The sequence below is a fragment of the Rhodococcus opacus genome, assembly GCF_012396235.1.
Classification (GTDB): Bacteria; Actinomycetota; Actinomycetes; order Mycobacteriales; family Mycobacteriaceae; genus Rhodococcus_F; species Rhodococcus_F opacus.
The window spans coordinates 48,573-65,298 of the sequence record NZ_JAAXPA010000008.1 but is presented as its reverse complement, the minus strand read 5'-3'; the positions used below and the strand labels follow the sequence as shown (position 1 = coordinate 65,298).

Below are 16,726 nucleotides of genomic sequence, written 5' to 3'. Positions count from 1 at the left end.
GGCGCCGGTGCTTGTTTGCGGACGCGATTCTCAGTACAGTTCATATAACTGTTACTACGTGTAACATAAACGAGTTCGATGGTCCGGACAGGTGTGAGGAAACCGCAATGGCATATGTCATCACCCAGGCGTGCTGCAACGACGCGAGCTGCGTCTCCGCATGCCCCGTGAACTGCATCCATCCGACACCGGAGGAGCGGGAATTCGCGCAGACCGAGATGCTGCACATCGACCCGGAAACCTGCATCGACTGCGGGGCCTGCGTCGATGCCTGTCCGGTCGACGCGATCTTCCCGGAAGACAAGCTCATCGGTTCGCTCACCCGCTACAAGGAGATCAACGCCGAGTACTACACGACCAACCCGATGCCGACCGGGTGGATCCCCCTCACGCCGGCGACTCCGCCGCGCCGTGACCTCGGCACACTCCGGGTCGCCGTCGTCGGCGCCGGCCCCGCGGCCTGCTACGCGGCGGGTGAACTGCTCGAACGTTCGGACGTCGAGGTCGAGATGTTCGAGAAGCTCCCGACCCCGTGGGGACTCGTCCGCGCCGGTGTCGCACCCGACCATCCCGGCACCAAGGAGGTGACCCGGATGTTCGAATGGAGCCTCGACCGGCCGAACTTCGCGTTCCACCTCAACGTCGAGGTCGGCAAGCACGTCACCCACGACGAGCTGCTGGAGCATCACCACGCCGTCATCTACGCCGTCGGGGCGTCGAGCGACCGGCGTCTGGGAATCCCGGGTGAGGACCTTCCCGGCGTGCACGCTGCCACCGAGTTCGTGGCCTGGTACAACGGCCACCCGGACTACGCGGAGCGCACGTTCGACCTGTCCGCGAAGCGCGCGGTGATCGTCGGCAACGGCAACGTCGCGCTCGACGTGGCCCGCATCCTCACGATGAACGTCGAGGAGCTGGAGCGGACGGACATCGCCGATCACGCCCTCGCCGCGCTGCGGCGCAGCAACATCGAGGAGGTCGTGCTCCTCGGCCGCCGCGGGCCCGCGCAGGCCGCCTACAGCAACCCCGAGTTCCTGGCGCTCGGCGACCTCGAGAACGTGGACGTCGTCATCGACGACGCCGACCTCGACCTGGACCCGGCCAGTGAGGCACTGCTGGACGACCCGGCCACCGCGATGAAGGTCCGGCTGGCACGGGAGTTCGCGCAGCGTGCCCCGCGGCCCGGTCACAAGCGCATCGTGTTCCGCTACCTGGCGTCGCCGCTCGAGGTCACCGGATCCGGCAAGGCCGAGGCCCTGCGCTACGGACGCAACGAACTGGTGGTCGACGAGTCCGGCGCGTTGTCCGCCCGGGCTCGGGGCGAGGAGGGCTCGCTGGACACCTCGCTCGTGCTGCGTTCCATCGGGTACCGCGGCAATCCCGTCGGCGGTGTCGCGTTCGACGAGAAGCGCGGCGTGATCCCCAACGAGCACGGCCGGGTCACCGACCGGGTGTACGTGACCGGATGGATCAAGCGTGGTCCCAGCGGCGTCATCGGCACCAACAAGGCGTGCGCGAAGGAGACGGTGTCGTCGCTGCTCGCGGATTTCGAGGCCGGAAAGCTCCTCGGCACGGTCGGCACCCGCAAGGACGTGAAGAAGCTGATCGAGCGACGCCAGCCGGAACAGATCGGCTTCCCCGGCTGGCGTGCGATCGACAAGGCGGAGACCGGCCGCGCGGCGGGGTCCGGCCGGCCCCGCGTCAAGATGACCGACACGGTCGAGCTGGTCTCCGTCGCCCGCAGGCGGAAGCGGCTGTTCGCTCGTTGACGCCTCTCGCCACCCCTGCGCGTCTAATGTTTCGAGCATGCGCGCAGTGGTGGTGACGGAGCTGTCGGGGCCGGGCGGCATGACGCTGCAGGACATCCCCGAACCAGCGGCCGACGGACTCGTCCTGATCGACGTCAAGGCCAGCGGTGTGTGCTTCCCCGACCTGCTGATCAGCTACGGCAAATATCAGCTGGGCCCCGAGTTGCCGTTCGTTCCCGGTGCCGAAGTCGCGGGTGTCGTGGTGTCCGCACCGGCAGGCAGTGGGTTCGAGCCCGGTCGCCGGGTGCTCGCGGCGTCGCAGGTCGGCGGTTACGCCGAACGGGTCGCGGTGCCGCCGGCGCAGGTGCTGCCCATCCCGTCGATCCTGGATTTCGACGAAGCGGCGTCGCTGATCATCAACTATCAGACGATGGAATTCGCGCTGGAGCGCCGGGCTCGGCTGCGGGCAGACGAAACCGTCGTCGTCCTCGGCGCGGCGGGTGGGGTGGGAACGTCCACCATCCAGTTGGCCAAGGCGCACGGCGCCCGCGTGATCGCGGTGGTGCGCCGGGACGGGGCCGACGACTTCCTGCGCGAACTGGGGGCCGACGAGGTCGTCCGCCTCGGCGACGGCTGGGGCGCCCGGGTCCGTGAGCTGACCGGCGGCCGGGGCGCGCAGATCGTGGTCGATCCGGTCGGCGGCGACGCGTTCGACGAGGCCGTCCGGGTGCTGGCCCCGGAAGGCCGGCTGGTCGTGATCGGTTTCGCGGGAGGGACGATCCCCGAGGTGAAGGTGAACCGGGTGCTGTTCCGCAACATCAGCATCGTGGGTGCGGCGTGGGGTGAGTTCATCCGGACCGAACCGACTGCGCTGGAAGAGGTGCATGCCGCGTTGATCCGGCATGTCGAACGCGGACTGCGTCCCGTGGTCACCTCGCGGTATCCCCTCGAGCGGGCCGCGGACGCACTGCGTGACCTCGAGGCAGGCCTCGTGCTGGGTAAAGCGGTGCTCGTCCAGGACTGAACCCGCAGGTCCAGGCTGCCGCCGGGGGATGTGATACCTGACACCATTTATTCGGTTGCGTCATAGTTGCCCTTGGGCAATAGTTGCATGAGCGCTAGCATTCGAGGGTGCCCGACAAATCTCCTGATCTTCTCTTCGAACTACTCAACGACTTCTTCACCCAACTGTTGAGTGCGGGGGAGTCGGAGTCGATGGACAACCTCATCGAACTGGACCTCACGTTTTCGCAGGTGCGCATGCTCTTCGCGCTGGTTCAGCACGGTGAGCCACTTCCGATCAACGAGGTGGCCGAGCGGTTGCGGCTCTCGGTGGCCGCAGCGGGTCGGAACGTCGATCAACTCGTGAAACTGGGTCTGGTCGTTCGCCGGGAGGACGAACGCGACCGGCGGGTCAAGCGGGTCTCCTTGTCGGAGGCCGGACATAAGGTCGCTACCCAGCACATCGAATGCAAGCGTGATCAGTTGCGACGGTTCGCATGGCGGGTTCCGGAGATCGAGCGGACTCGGCTGATCGAGGCACTACAACCGATCCTCGCGGGGGAGTCCCTGCGAGAACTCAACCAGGAGATACTCGGATGACATCGCCGACCGCCGCGAACGCGGCGCCCGACAAGCTCGACGGCACGGTCCTCAAGATCGCGTCCGTGGTGGTGCTCGGTGCCATCATGTCGATCCTCGACGTCACCGTCGTCAGCGTCGCGTTGCCGACGTTCGCCACGGAGTTCGACACCACGTACGCCACCGTCGCGTGGACGATGACCGCGTACACGCTCGCCCTGGCCACCGTCATCCCCGTCACCGGGTGGGCGGCCGACCGATTCGGCACCAAGCGCCTCTACATGACGGCGCTCGTGCTGTTCGTGCTCGGCTCGGTGCTGTGTAGCTTCGCGTGGGACATCACGTCGCTCATCGGCTTCCGCGTCCTGCAGGGCCTCGGCGGCGGCATGTTGATGCCGCTCGGCATGACGATCATGACGAAGGCGGCCGGCCCCGACCGTGTCGGCCGGGTCATGGCGGTTCTCGGAATCCCCATGCTGCTCGGCCCCATCGGTGGTCCGATCCTCGGTGGCTGGCTGATCGAGGCGGCGAGCTGGCACTGGATCTTCCTGATCAACCTGCCCATCGGCATCATCGCCCTGGCCGCCGCGTTCATCATCCTGCCGTCCGACAACGCGTCGCCGTCCGAGTCCTTCGACTTCCTCGGCATGCTGCTGCTCTCGCCGGGTCTGGCTCTGTTCCTGTTCGGTGTGTCGTCCATCCCGGAGGTGGGGACCGTTGCTTCGGCTCGCGTGCTCGTGCCCGGTGCGGTCGGCTTGGCGCTGATCGTCGCGTTCGTGTTCCACGCGCTCCGCAAGGATCACCCGCTGATCGACCTGCACCTGTTCAAGAACCGGCAGCTGTCGGTCGCGGTCATCACGACGTCGCTGTTCATCGTCGCGTTCATGGGGGCCGGTCTGCTGTTTCCCAGCTACTTCATCCAGGTGGGCGGGCACACCACGCTCGCGGCCGGTCTGCTGATGGCTCCGCAGGGTATCGGCGCGATGCTGACCATGCCGGTGGCCGGACGTCTCGTCGACAAGATCGGGCCCGGCAAGATCGTGCTGACGGGTCTGCCGCTGATCCTGATCGGTCTGGGCGTCTTCACGCAGGTGGCGTCGGACTCACCGACCTGGCTGCTGATGGGTGCGCTGTTCGTGATGGGCATGGGCATGGGCTGCACGATGATGCCGCTGATGACCGCAGCGATCGTCACGCTGTCCAACGAGCAGGTCGCGCGCGGTTCCACGCTGATGAACATCGTCCAGCAGACCGCGGGTTCGATCGGTACCGCCGTCATGTCGGTGGTCCTCACCAACCAGTTGCTCGATCGCGGTCTCGACAGCCAGACGGTCGCGATGCAGCACGTGCCCGAGGTCGCCGCGCAGGAGCCTCCCGGGATGGTGGACCAGGTCCTGAGTCAGGCCGCCGATGCGTTCGGCAACACGTTCCTGGTCGCCACCGTGCTGATCGCGTTGACGCTCATCCCGGCGTTCCTGCTGCCGCGCAAGAAGTCGGTCAACCCGCAGCTCGAGGCGGAAGGTGCCCCCACGGTCATGATGCACTGATCGGGCTCGTTCGATCCGAGTGTCGCCGAGGGCGGCAAGCGCACTGCGCTTGCCGCCCTCGGCCGTTTCCGGAATAGGGCGAAGTGGTTGAATGTTGCAATAGGTTCATGCAAACGCATGGAGTTCTGGCGCGAGAGGAACAGCTATGCAGTTCGGAATCTTCACCGTCGGCGACGTGACCCCCGATCCCACCACCGGCCGCACCCCCACCGAGCACGAACGCATCAAGGCGATGACGACCATCGCAAAGCATGCCGAGGACGTCGGGCTCGACGTGTTCGCCACCGGCGAGCATCACAACCCGCCGTTCGTGCCGTCCTCCCCGACCACGATGCTCGGCTACCTCGCAGCGCAGACCGAGAAGATCATCCTGTCGACGTCCACGACGCTGATCACCACCAACGACCCGGTGAAGATCGCCGAGGACTACGCGATGCTGCAGCACCTCGCGGACGGCCGGGTGGATCTCATGATGGGTCGCGGAAACATGGCCCCCGTCTACCCGTGGTTCGGACAGGACATCCGCCAGGGAATTCCGCTGGCGCTCGAGCACTACCGGCTGCTGCGCCGGCTGTGGGACGAGGACGTCGTGGACTGGCAGGGACAGTTCCGCACCCCGCTGCAGGGCTTCACGTCGACCCCGCGTCCGCTCGACGGCATCCCGCCCTTCGTGTGGCACGGCTCGATCCGCAGCCCGGAGATCGCCGAGATCGCGGCGTTCCACGGTGACGGCTTCTTCGCCAACAACATCTTCTGGCCCAAGGAGCACTACATCGCCCTGATCAACCTCTACCGCGAACGGTACGAGCACTACGGTCACGGCCGCGCGGATCAGGCGATCGTCGGACTGGGCGGGCAGGTGTTCATGCGCAGGAACGCCAAGGACGCCGTCGACGAGTTCCGGCCCTACTTCGACAACGCACCCGTCTACGGCCACGGGCCGAGCCTCGAGGACTTCACCGATCAGACCCCGCTCACCGTCGGCACACCGGAACAGGTGATCGAGAAGACCCTGACGTTCGCCGACTTCTTCGGCGACTACCAGCGGCAGTTGTTCCTCGTCGACCATGCGGGGCTTCCCCTGAAGACGGTGCTGGAGCAGCTGGATCTGCTCGGCGGCGAGGTCGTGCCCGTGTTGCGCAAGGAGTTCGCCGCCCGGCGACCTGCGGGCGTGCCGGACAACCCGCCGACGCACGCGTCGATGAAGGCCGATCGCGAGCCGGTCGATGCCGCCCGTCAGTAGGACCGAACGAGCGGCCGAGGCGTGGGAGGCTCTCTTCCGCGCCCAGGTCGCGGTGATGCGCAACCTCGCCGCCGACGACGTGTGGGACGAACTGAGCATGCGCGAATACGACGTGCTGTTCACCCTCGCCCGGGCACCCGGACACAGACTGCGCTTGCACGATCTCAACCGGGAGATCCTGCTCAGCCAACCGTCGCTGAGCCGGCTCGTCGAGCGGCTGTCCGGCTCTGGATTCGTCACGCGGGAGTGCGATCCCGGCGACCGCCGGGGAACCGTCGTCGCCCTGACGGACGAGGGTGCGCGCGTGCAGAAGTCCGTCGGACGCAGGCACGCGGCGAGCATCCGGCGGCACGTCGGCGCGGCACTGTCCGACGACGAACTCGACACACTCACCGAACTCTGCGCGAAACTGCGCGGCGCACAGGACTGACGGAAGGCACGATGGAGCAGTGAGCAATCTGGAGACGAATTCGGTGGAAGAGCGGTGCGAGTCGCACCCCGACGGCGGGGGCATCCAGGTGCTCGGCTCGCGCGAGGTCCCGCTCGGTGGTCCCCGCGCGATGCCGGTCCGGCGCACTCTCCCACAGCGCGAACGATCGCTGATCGGAGCCTGGTGCTTCGCCGACCACTACGGTCCGGACGACGTCGGGAACACGGGCGGGATGAACGTGCCACCACACCCGCACACGGGACTGCAGACGGTGAGCTGGCTGTTCACCGGCGAGATCGAACACCGTGACAGCATCGGTTCGCACGCGATGGTGCGTCCCGGCGAGCTCAACCTGATGACCGCGGGTCGGGGGATCGCGCACTCCGAGGTCTCGACACCGCAGACGCGCATCCTGCACGGTGCGCAGCTGTGGGTGGCGTTGCCGGCGTCGGCGCAGGACGCGGATCCGGCGTTCGAGACGTACGCACCCGACCCGGTCGAACTGGACGGCGCGACGGTGCGGGTGTTCCTCGGGAGCACGGCGGGCTCCACGTCACCGGTCCGCACGTTCACGCCGCTGCTCGGCGCCGAGATCCTCCTGGAGCCGGGTGCGGACGTCACCCTCGACATCCAGCGCGGCTTCGAGGTCGGGGTGCTCGTCGACGAGGGTGAGGTGCAGCTGCGCGGGACCACGCTGCGGTGGGCGGAACTCGGCTATCAGCCGCCCGGGGAATCGCTGGTGGCGTTGCGCAACACGGGCGGGACCCGGGCCCGGCTGCTGCTGCTCGGTGGTGAGCCGCTGGGCGAGCAGGTGATCATGTGGTGGAACTTCCTCGGCCGTAGCCACGAGGACATCGTCGGCTACCGCCGCGAGTGGCAGTCCGAGCTCCGGGGCGCGGCGCCCGCCGACCCCCGGTTCGGCACGGTCGAGGGTTACGACGGCGATCCGCTGCCCGCACCCGAACTGCCGAACAGCCGGCTGAAACCGCGCGGCTGACACGTCTGAGGATCAGAAGCTGGTCATCGACGTGTTGGCGCCGCAGAGCACCACACAGAGCGGCTTGTCGTCGGCGGGGGCGAGCTGTCCGGTGATGATCGCGGCGAGCGCCGCGGCAGTGCCGTGCTCGACGACGATCCGGAACTCCTCCCACAGCAGCGTTCGCGCGTCGATGAGGGCGTCGTCGTCGACGATCAGGCTGGACACGGGCCGCGACCGGACGGTGTCCCAGGCGATGGAACCGATCTTGGTGGCGCCGAGGGAATCGCCGGCGATGCTGTCGATGTCGATGTCCACGGGCTGCCGGGCGGCGACCGCGGAGTGCAGCGTCGCCGCCCCGCTCGGTTCCACGCCGTAGATGCTGTCGTCCTCGCCGCTGCCTGCGACGACACCGGAGAGCAGTCCGCCGCCGCCGACGGCAATCACGTAGGACAGCGGCTCGGCGACGTCGTCCTGGATCTCGAGTGCGATGGTGCCTGCCCCGGCGACGATGTCGGGGAGATCGTAGGCGTGCAGGGTCAGGGCGTTCGACGACGTCGCGAGTTCGTCCGCGTACTCGGCCGCCTCGGCGTATCGAGCACCGACCTTGCGCACGTCCGCGCCGAGCGCGATCAGCTTGTCGATCTTGACGTCGGGTGCCGTGACGGGGACGACCACCGTGCACTTCACGCCCCTGAGCCGCGACGCCCAGGCCGCTCCGATCGCGGCGTTCCCGCCGGACGCGATGACGACGCCCGCGTCGTCGAGCCGCCCGTCCTCCTCCGCGTGGAGCAGAGCGTTGAGGCTGCCCCGCACCTTGAACGAGCCTCCGTACTGCAGGAACTCGAGTTTGAAGATCACCGGTACGGGGCCGTGCACGGTGGGGACGGTGGCACGGAACGTGGGTGTCCGGCGGATCAGGCCGGTGATGCGCTCACGCGCCCTGTCCACGGATGCGCGATCGACGGAGTGAGCCATGGTCCCATCGTTCCATCCCGTGCGGCCGCGACTACCGCGGCTGCTTGACCGTCGCCGTGCCCTGGGCGGCGGCGCACAGTACCTCCGAGCCGTCGTCCTGCACCGCGTAGATGTCGCACCGGCACAACGCCTGGCGCCGGGTCGAGGCGTCGGCTCGGGCGTCCGCCCGCAGCAGCACGCCCTGTGCGGGACGGAGGTAGGTGATCGTGAAGCCCGCGGTCATGATGTTCGCGCCGAGCACGGTGCCTGCGGCGAATGTCAGAGCGTTGTCGGCGGCATACGACAGGACGCCGCCGTGCACGAAGCCGTTCTGTTGCCGGAGTTCGTCCCGGACGGGGATCTCGAGGGTGGCGCCGCCCTCCCCGAACTGCGTCATGCGGGCGCCGACCAGCATGCTGAACCGCTGGGCCGCCAGCACGGCCTGCGCGGTGTCGGCGGTGAGGGCGACGTCCACTGTCATGCCTCTACTCCTGGATCCGTAGCGAGTTCCACGCGGCGCGCGCCAGTTCGGGCGCCACCGCGGTGGGGTCGGTGGTCATGGCGCCCGCGAGCCACTGGCGGGAGTACTCCTGAGCCGGGCCCAGCCACAACGCGTAGAGCACGTCGAAGTCGAACCGGCGGACCGTTCCGTAGTGTTCGTGGACCCGCCACCAGTGGGTGACGTCGCGGAAGAACGCCGCGTTGGTGGAATCGGCCCGCTCGTCGATGCCCGGGGGCCGGGGCGCGGCGAGGATGGTGGCCCGCTGCGGGTTGCCGGACACCCACTGCAGGTGGCGGACCACGACGCCTTCCACCCCGGACCGGGCGTCGGCGCATTCCGAGAGTGCGCCCCGGAATCCGTCCTGATAGTCGGCGAGCGCGCGTAACCAGACCTGGAGATACAGCACTTCCTTGTTCGGGAAGTGGTGGTAGACGGCTCCCACACTGACACCGGCCTCGTGCCGGATGTCGGCGAGCCGAGTCGCGAGGACGCCGCGGCGGGCGAAATGTCCCTCCGCCGCGTCCAGCAACAGACTTTGAATCGGCACATACCGAATATAGTTCGGTCATGGCAACGGGGGAAGGCGAGTTCGCAGGATTACGGCGATGGGCGACGTCGTTCCTGGGACGATGAGGACGTGCGCATCCCGCGACAGCCCCGACGGATCACGCCCCGAACGGGTCGCCTGGTGTCCCCGCCGCCTCGCCCGCTCCGCCGCCCGGGTCCGGCACCCACGCAACTCCACGAGTTCGAGGCCGCCGGCCTCCTCGACGGACTCAGCGGATCGGATCGCTCTGCGCGCATGGGGGTGCTGAACACCCTGATCGAGGACGGGGTGTCGATCGACGAACTCCGCGTCGCGTCGCGGGACAATCGCCTCGCGCACCTGCTGCTCGAGCACGCGCTGGCGCCGAAGGGCCGGTACGGCATCGACGAGATCTCCCGGAAGACCGGCGTCACCGTGGAGGACACCCGGCGGTGGTTCCGGGCGATCGGCCGGGGTGCGTCGGAGGACGGGACGTTCTACGACGACGGCGACCTCGACCTCGCGCGCGGACTCAAGCAGTACCGGGACCTGGGGCTCGACGAGAGCGGAATCTTCGCGGCCGCGCGGGTCCTCGGCCGCAACCTCTGGACGGTCGCCGACGCCGCGGACGCGCTCCTGCAGGAGCGACTCGAGGCGACGCGCGATCACCCCGAGGTGGCCCTGCGGTACGCGGTGGAGGTGCGTCGCATCGCGGATTTCGAGGCGCAGATCCTGGCTCACCTCATCGCCACCACTCTGCGCCACCAGTTGCGGTCCGATGCGGTGGGCATCGCCAGGGACTCGAACATGCAGGTTCGCGGTGCGCAGGAGATCGGCGTCTGTTTCGCCGACCTCGTCGGATTCACGCTGCTCGGTGAGCAGGTGGCGCCCGCCGATCTGGGGCGGGTGGCCGAGCGGCTCGACGGGCTGGCCACCGATCTGGCGCTCGCGCCGGTGCGTCTGGTGAAGACGATCGGGGACGCCGTCATGTTGGTCTCGCCCGATCCCAACGCGCTGGCGTACTCCGCGCTCGACCTCGTGCAGGCCGCGCGCACCGAGGGGCTTCCGCCGTTGCGGGCCGGGATCGCCTGGGGCACGGCGGTGCCCAGTGCGGGCGACTGGTTCGGCAGGCCCGTCAACATGGCCAGTCGCGTCGTCGCGGTCGCACCGTCCCACGAGGTGGTCGTAACCGGTGAGTTCTACGACGAACTCGACACCGACGAGTTCTGGGGCGAACCGGCGGGCAGTCACCGGCTCAAGGGAATCGATGCGCCCCAGGAGCTCTTCGGGATCGGCCGCCGGTACGTCGCCTGAGCGGCGCGGCTTCGAAAACGTGTCGTACCCTCGCGATACCGTGATGGCACAGCTCACAGAAGTAGATCGAGTGAGGCGCATCATGACCGGCGATTCGGGTGCAGACTGGCATTTCTACGCGGTGGTCGAAACCGCGGTGGACGGTGGTCACACGCTCGCCGCGTTCGGGCCGCGACCGACGGCGCTCGACGCCCTCCGGCTGGCCGTGCATTCGGTCAACCACACCGCGTATTCGGTTCTGGAACAGGGGATCGCGGGCGATCCGCGTGCCGAGGCGAGTGTCGTCGAGCGGTTGCCGATCACGTCGTTCACCATCAGGCGGCACCGCCGCAGCACGAGCGAGCTCGATGCCCGCTGGATGCTGAACGGCGGCAGGCATCACCGGTAGGGCTACCGCGGTTCTGTCGTGAGGTAGTACTCGAGCACGGGCCCGACCCAGCGCATCAGCTGTTCGTGTGTCATGTCCGCCACGGGCGGGACCCGGAGTATGTAGCGGGAGAAGGCGAGTCCGAGGACCTGCGACCCGACGAGGGCCGCACGTTCGTCCGCGCGATCCGCCGCGACCACGGCGAGCGCGGGCGCCACCTGGCGGGCGAAGACCTGCAACATCGCCTCGGCGGCCCGCGGGCTGGTCGCCGCCGCGCGGAGGAGGGGGAGGAACGCACCGTCGTTCTCCCACACCGCGAAGAAGCGCGGCATCAGCACGGTCGCGAGGTCCTCGACGGGAATGTTGTGGAGGTCGGGCAGGTGCAGATCGAATTCGGCGGCCTCGGCGAACAGCGATTCCTTGGTGCTGAAGTACCGGACCACCAGTGCGGGGTCGACGCCCACATCCGACGCGACGGCGCGCATCGTCGTGCGTTCGTAGCCGTCGGTGCCGAACCGGGCGCGGGCGGCGTCGAGTATCGCGGCGCGGGTGGCGACGGCGGAGCGGGCGCGACGTTCGGGCATTCCACAAGTGTAAGTCAACAGCTGTTGACCTGGCGTGGGGATGCGCCTACCGTGGAAGTCAACAGATGTTGACTTGATGGACCATCTTTCGATCGGAGGCAGCGTCATGAAGCACATCGACGTGGTGGTGATCGGCGCGGGACCCACGGGATGCATGCTCGCGGGCGAGTTGGCGACGGCGGGCCGATCGGTGACGGTGCTGGACAAGCGCGCCGCGCCGTCCACCCTCAGTCGCGCATTCGGCGTCCACGCCCGCACCCTCGAACTGCTCGACGCCCGCGGCCTCGCCGACCGCCTCGTGGCCACCGGCGCCGCCTCACCCGGTCTGAAGTTGTGGCGCGGTGCGGCGCTGAATCTCGGGCGTCTGCGGTCCCGGTTCCCGTTCGTCCTCGTCACCCCGCAACGGAACGTCGATGCCCTTCTGGAGGAGCACGCTCGGGACTGCGGCGCCGACATCATCCGTGGGTTCACCGTGACCGGGGTGGAGCAGGACGGAAACGGCGTCCGCGTTCACGGCCGCGACGTTTCAGGACGCGAGAGTACGTTCCACGCGACATATGCGGTCGGTGCGGACGGCGCGCACAGCGCGGTCCGGACGATGATCGGGCAACCGTTCCCCGGCAAGGCCGTGCTGCGGTCGATCATGCTCGCCGACGTCGAACTCGAGAACCCACCGGACAATCTCGTGACCGTCAATGCCGTCCGAGACGGATTCGCGTTCATCGCGCCGTACGGCGACAACCTGTTTCGGGTGATCGCCTGGAACCGGCGCCATCAGGTGGACGACACCGCGCCCGTGGACCGGGAGGAACTGCGCAGCACCATCGAAGTCGCGATGGGCACGGACTACGGTCTCGGCGACGTGCGCTGGCAGTCGCGATTCCACAGCGACGAACGGCAGGTCCCGCAGTATCGGACGGGCCGGGTGTTTCTCGCCGGCGATGCAGCCCACGTGCATTCGCCCGCAGGTGGGCAGGGCATGAACACCGGAATCCAGGACGCCGTCAATCTCGGCTGGAAACTCGCGGCCGTCCTGGACGGCGCGGACGACGCGGTGCTCGCCACCTACCACGCCGAGCGGCACCCGGTCGGCCGGCTGGTTCTGCGGTCGAGCGGTGCCACGATGCGCATGATGATCATCCGGCCGTGGATCCTGCGGAAGCTCCGGAACGGGGCAGTGGCGGCGCTTCTCTCCTTCCCGCCGATCGGCGACGCGGTCGCCCGGATGTTCTCGGGCATCGGAATCGGGTACGGCCACGACGCCGGCGAGAGCACCCTGGTCGGCCGACGCGCCGAAGACCTGCCCACCGACGCCGGGCGGCTGTACGAGGTGATGCGCTCGGGCGGTTTCGTCCTGGTCACCGAGCCCGGGGCTCCTGTCCCCGGCGATGTCCACGCGGTGCCCCGGACCGACGGCGGACCCGCACTGCTCGTACGCCCCGACGGCTACATCGCCTGGGCGGGCGACAGTAGGTCCGGCCTGTGGCGGGGCGTCCTGGAACGGTGGACGGCCCGCACGTCGACCGGTGCCCGGCCGGTCAGCCGGTGACGTCCGAACGGCTGTTGAACGCCTGCGCTCGCAGATCCCGGGCGAGATGATCCCGTTGCTCGAGCACCAGCCGTCGTAGCGCGGCGGGCGCGTCGGCGTTGGTGGCGAGCCATCCGTCCGCCGCGTCGAGTGTCGTCTCGGACGGGAACAGCCCGACCACGATCCGCCGCGCGATTTCGATACTGCGCTCCTCCCACACCGGGCGGATCGAGGCGAAGTAGCCGGCGGCGTACCCCTCGACGAGGTCGTGCCGGGCGCCTGCGCGGAACCCGGCGATGACCGCGCCGAGATGTTCGTTGGACAGGGTGCGGTCGTGGAAGATCGATTCCCAGGCCTTCGCCTTCACGTCCGGGTCCGGTCGCGAGAACTTCGCTCGCAGGTACGCGGTGCGGCCGGAACCGGTGTCGTCGCGGCGCAGCTCACCGTCGAGGTCGGCGTCGTCGGCGTGTCCGGTGGCGGCGAGCGCGCCCCAGAACCCCCAGCGCAGATCCGGGTCGAGCGCCAGCCCGGTCGGCACCGGCCCGCCGGCCTCGAGGATCGACCGGATGTCGGCCGCGCGACTGCCGTCCATCGCAGCGGCGCCGGCAACCGCACGTGCCCAGGCGAGTTGGCTTCCCGAAGCCGGCGGGGCGTTCCACAACGCACGCCAGGTGTGCTCGAGCCAGTCGAGGCGAGCGGTGTCGCGCGAGGGCTCGGGGAGGAAGTGCTCGATCGCGTACGGGGCGTTGGCCAGCACGGAGGTGAGGAGGGTCAGGTGTGACTCCGCCGGTGAGAACCTCCGGGCCATCGACAGATAGCGCATGGCGCCCAGATCGCTGTCGCGGGTCGCATTCCACAGCGACGACCAGATCAGGCCCCGCGCCAGCGGGTCCCGCAGCCGGTCGAGCGAGGTCTCGACGGTGGTCAGCGATCGGTCGTCCAGCCGCACCTTCGCGTACGTCAGGTCGGCGTCGTTGAGCAACACGAGCGGCGCGTCGGCGAGATCGATCGGGGTGCGGGCGTCGGCGAGGTCGACCTCGACCCGCTGCACGCACACGAGGTCGCCGGTCCCGTCGAAGTCGTAGCGCCCGACGCCGAGCCGGTGCGGACGCGGATCGGTCTGCACGATCGCGGCACGCCCGTCGGCGTCCCGCTGCAGGCTCAGTGCGGACACGCCGGTGGTCTGCAACCAGGCGCGCGCCCAGCTCGTCAGGTCCCGGCCCGACGTGGCCGACAGTTCCGTCAGCAGATCCTTCAGGGTGGTGTTTCCGAAGGCGTGGGCGCGGAAGTAGCGGCGCGCCCCCTCGAAGAACGCGTCACGCCCGGCGTACGCGACGAGTTGCTTGAGGACGCTGGCGCCCTTCGCGTACGTGATGCCGTCGAAGTTCAGTTTCGCGGCCTCGAGGTCGACGATGTCCGCGACGATCGGATGCGTCGTCGGCAACTGGTCCTGCAGGTACGCCCACGCCTTGCGGCGGTTGGCGAACGCCACCCAGGCGTCGGTCCACCGGGTGGCCTCCGCGTTGGCCAGTGCGCCCATGTAGTCGGCGAACGATTCCTTGAGCCACAGGTCGTCCCACCACACCATCGTGACGAGGTCGCCGAACCACATGTGGGCCATCTCGTGCAGGATCGTGTTCGCCCGGCCCTCGTACTGGGAGTCGGTGGCGGCGCCGCGGAACACGTACGCCTCGGTGAACGTCACGCAGCCGGGGTTCTCCATGGCGCCGAGGTTGTACTCGGGGACGAACACCTGGTCGTACTTGCCGAACGGGTAGGGGTAGTCGAAACCGTCCGTGAAGAATCCCAGCCCCTGCCGGGTGATCTCGAAGATCGTGTCGGCGTCGAGGTATTGCGCGAGCGAGGCCCGGCAGAGGACGCCCAGCGGGATCGTGAGGTCGCCGCCGCACCACTCCGAGTCGGCCCGGTGGTAGGGCCCGGCCACGACCGCGGTGATGTAGGTGGAGATCGGCAGTGTCGGCGCGAACGTGACCACCTGGCCGCCGGTGGTGTCTTCCCGTTCGGCGATCTGCTGGTTGGAGACCACCTCCCACTGCCGCGGCGCGGTGACGACGAACGTGAACGGCGCCTTCAGGTCCGGCTGTTCGAAGCACGCGAACACCCGCCGCGCGTCCGCCGGTTCGTACTGCGTGTAGAGGTACGTCTGCCCGTCCGCCGGGTCGAGGAACCGGTGCAGACCCTCGCCGGAACGGCTGTACTCGCCCCGGGCGGCGACGATCACGACGTTGGATTCACGCAGCCCGGTCAACGCGATGCGGGCGCCGTCGTAGTCGACGGGGACGTCGTCGCCGTTGACCGTCACCGACTCCACATCGGCGCCGAGGAAGTCGAGCCAGGTCGTGGACGTGCGGGCGGTGAACTCGACGGTCGTGGTGGTCGCGAACGTCGCGACCTCCGGGTCGACGGCGCCGAGTACGTCCAGTTCCACCCGATAGCCGAGAACGTCGATCACACGGGAACGTTCGGCGGTTTCGGCTCGGGTCAGGTTGGCGGTGCTCACGCGTCGATCCTGCCAGCCCGGCCCACCGGCCGTGCCGCTACCGGTTGCTCAGGACGGAGCCGACTCCGGCCGCGACGACGAGCGCGATCGCGGCCAGCGACTGCAGTCCGAGGACCTGCCCGAGCACGATCACCCCGGCAAGGGTCGCGGCCGCCGGTTCCAGCGCGATGAGCACGGCGAACACCTTCTTGCTCATCACCTGCAGCGCCCGTAGCTCGAGCGAGTACGGAATCACCGAGGACAGCAGGGCCACCGCCGCACCGACGGCAAGGATTCGGGGGTCGAACAGTGCGGTGCCGCCGGACACCGCGCCGAGCGGAAGCGTCAGGGCCGCCGCGACGATGCTCGCCCCGGCGAGGCCGTCCGCGCTGGGAACCGTGGCCGCGAGGTTCGAGCCGGCGACGATGTAACCGGCCCATGCCGCACCTGCGGTGAGCGCGAAACAGACCCCCACGAGGTCGAGGGACGCGGTGCCCGAGTTCTCGCGCAGGCCGAGCATGACCACGCCGGTCAGCGCCGCCAGTACCCACACACCGTCCCGCAGTCTTCGCGACAGCACGGCGGCGAGGGTGAGCGGACCCAGGAATTCGATGGTGACGGCGGTGCCGAGGGGCAGCCGCGCGAGGGCCTCGTAGAACGCCGAATTCATCACGGCGAGCGCCACTCCGAGTGCGAGGATGCCCTCGCGCTGCGTTCGTGTCCACCGTCGCCACCGCGGCCGCACGATCACCCCGAGGATGATCGCCGCGATCGTCAGTCGCAGCGACACCGCGCCACTGGCGCCCACCTCCTCGAACAGGGTGCTCGCGAAGGCGGCGCCGAACTGGACGGACAGCACCGATCCGAGGACCGAGACGACGGGAAGAAGCTGACTGCGCGGCTCCGCTGTCACCGGTGTGCGA

Annotated in this window: 16 protein-coding genes; 10 read left to right on the top strand and 6 right to left on the bottom strand. The window is 68.7% G+C overall.

What is annotated here, in order from left to right; genetic code table 11:
• Positions 1–107 precede the first annotated feature (107 nt).
• The 7 genes from HGB39_RS12715 (at position 108) to HGB39_RS12685 (ending at position 7,546) form a co-directional block, all read left to right on the top strand.
• Positions 108–1,769 carry an FAD-dependent oxidoreductase gene (locus HGB39_RS12715; protein ID WP_005574385.1) on the top strand — a complete coding sequence of 554 codons (1,662 nt, stop codon included), beginning with the start codon at positions 108–110 and terminating at the stop codon, positions 1,767–1,769.
• A 37-nt stretch (positions 1,770–1,806) separates the two neighbouring features.
• Entirely contained in the window at positions 1,807–2,772 is a 966-nt protein-coding gene (locus HGB39_RS12710; protein ID WP_043793824.1) for an NADPH:quinone oxidoreductase family protein, read from the top strand.
• 107 nt (positions 2,773–2,879) lie between these two features.
• Positions 2,880–3,350, top strand: coding sequence for a MarR family winged helix-turn-helix transcriptional regulator (locus HGB39_RS12705; protein ID WP_005574387.1), 471 nt, complete (start codon positions 2,880–2,882; stop codon positions 3,348–3,350).
• A complete protein-coding gene (locus HGB39_RS12700) occupies positions 3,347–4,876 on the top strand; it encodes a DHA2 family efflux MFS transporter permease subunit (protein WP_005258217.1) in 1,530 nt (509 codons plus the stop codon). Before HGB39_RS12705 ends, HGB39_RS12700 begins: the two co-directional genes overlap by 4 nt.
• A gap of 145 nt (positions 4,877–5,021) precedes the next feature.
• Positions 5,022–6,119, top strand: coding sequence for an LLM class flavin-dependent oxidoreductase (locus HGB39_RS12695; RefSeq protein WP_005574388.1), 1,098 nt, complete (start codon positions 5,022–5,024; stop codon positions 6,117–6,119).
• Positions 6,103–6,549, top strand: coding sequence for a MarR family winged helix-turn-helix transcriptional regulator (locus HGB39_RS12690; RefSeq protein ID WP_005574390.1), 447 nt, complete (start codon positions 6,103–6,105; stop codon positions 6,547–6,549). Before HGB39_RS12695 ends, HGB39_RS12690 begins: the two co-directional genes overlap by 17 nt.
• A 19-nt stretch (positions 6,550–6,568) precedes the next feature.
• Positions 6,569–7,546 (top strand): pirin family protein, encoded by a 978-nt coding sequence (locus HGB39_RS12685; RefSeq protein ID WP_005574392.1) that lies wholly within the window; start codon positions 6,569–6,571, stop codon positions 7,544–7,546.
• A 12-nt stretch (positions 7,547–7,558) separates the two neighbouring features.
• Here the strand turns inward: HGB39_RS12685 and HGB39_RS12680 are convergent, their stop codons facing one another.
• From HGB39_RS12680 to HGB39_RS12670, 3 genes are read right to left on the bottom strand one after another with little or no spacing between them, the layout of a single operon-like run.
• On the bottom strand, positions 7,559–8,503 hold the full coding sequence (locus HGB39_RS12680) for a serine/threonine dehydratase (RefSeq protein ID WP_005574393.1): 945 nt from the start codon (positions 8,501–8,503) through the stop codon (positions 7,559–7,561).
• 31 nt (positions 8,504–8,534) lie between these two features.
• Positions 8,535–8,963, bottom strand: coding sequence for a PaaI family thioesterase (locus HGB39_RS12675; protein ID WP_005574395.1), 429 nt, complete (start codon positions 8,961–8,963; stop codon positions 8,535–8,537).
• 4 nt (positions 8,964–8,967) lie between these two features.
• Positions 8,968–9,531, bottom strand: coding sequence for a TetR/AcrR family transcriptional regulator (locus HGB39_RS12670; protein WP_043793828.1), 564 nt, complete (start codon positions 9,529–9,531; stop codon positions 8,968–8,970).
• Between the two features lie 90 nt (positions 9,532–9,621).
• Here HGB39_RS12670 and HGB39_RS12665 point away from each other — a divergent pair, with 90 nt between their 5' ends.
• Positions 9,622–10,824 carry an adenylate/guanylate cyclase domain-containing protein gene (locus HGB39_RS12665; protein ID WP_043793831.1) on the top strand — a complete coding sequence of 401 codons (1,203 nt, stop codon included), beginning with the start codon at positions 9,622–9,624 and terminating at the stop codon, positions 10,822–10,824.
• Positions 10,825–10,906: 82 nt separating this feature from the next.
• Positions 10,907–11,212, top strand: a complete 306-nt coding sequence (locus tag HGB39_RS12660) for a hypothetical protein (RefSeq protein WP_005258203.1) — start codon at positions 10,907–10,909, stop codon at positions 11,210–11,212.
• A gap of 2 nt (positions 11,213–11,214) precedes the next feature.
• Here HGB39_RS12660 and HGB39_RS12655 read toward each other — a convergent pair whose 3' ends face one another.
• Positions 11,215–11,775: a TetR/AcrR family transcriptional regulator gene (locus HGB39_RS12655; RefSeq protein ID WP_005574401.1), complete on the bottom strand. Its 561-nt coding sequence runs from the start codon at positions 11,773–11,775 to the stop codon at positions 11,215–11,217.
• Between the two features lie 76 nt (positions 11,776–11,851).
• Here HGB39_RS12655 and HGB39_RS12650 point away from each other — a divergent pair, with 76 nt between their 5' ends.
• The gene (locus HGB39_RS12650) at positions 11,852–13,324 is read left to right on the top strand and encodes an FAD-dependent oxidoreductase (RefSeq protein WP_005574404.1); all 1,473 of its coding nucleotides are present in this window, start codon (positions 11,852–11,854) and stop codon (positions 13,322–13,324) included.
• Here HGB39_RS12650 and pepN read toward each other — a convergent pair.
• Together pepN and HGB39_RS12640 are read right to left on the bottom strand one after the other, a co-directional pair.
• Positions 13,314–15,824, bottom strand: a complete 2,511-nt coding sequence (gene pepN / locus HGB39_RS12645; protein WP_005574406.1) for an aminopeptidase N — start codon at positions 15,822–15,824, stop codon at positions 13,314–13,316. The two genes, HGB39_RS12650 and pepN, sit on opposite strands and share 11 nt — an antisense overlap.
• Positions 15,825–15,861: 37 nt before the next feature.
• Positions 15,862–16,716, bottom strand: a complete 855-nt coding sequence (locus tag HGB39_RS12640) for an EamA family transporter (protein ID WP_005574408.1) — start codon at positions 16,714–16,716, stop codon at positions 15,862–15,864.
• Positions 16,717–16,726 lie beyond the last annotated feature (10 nt).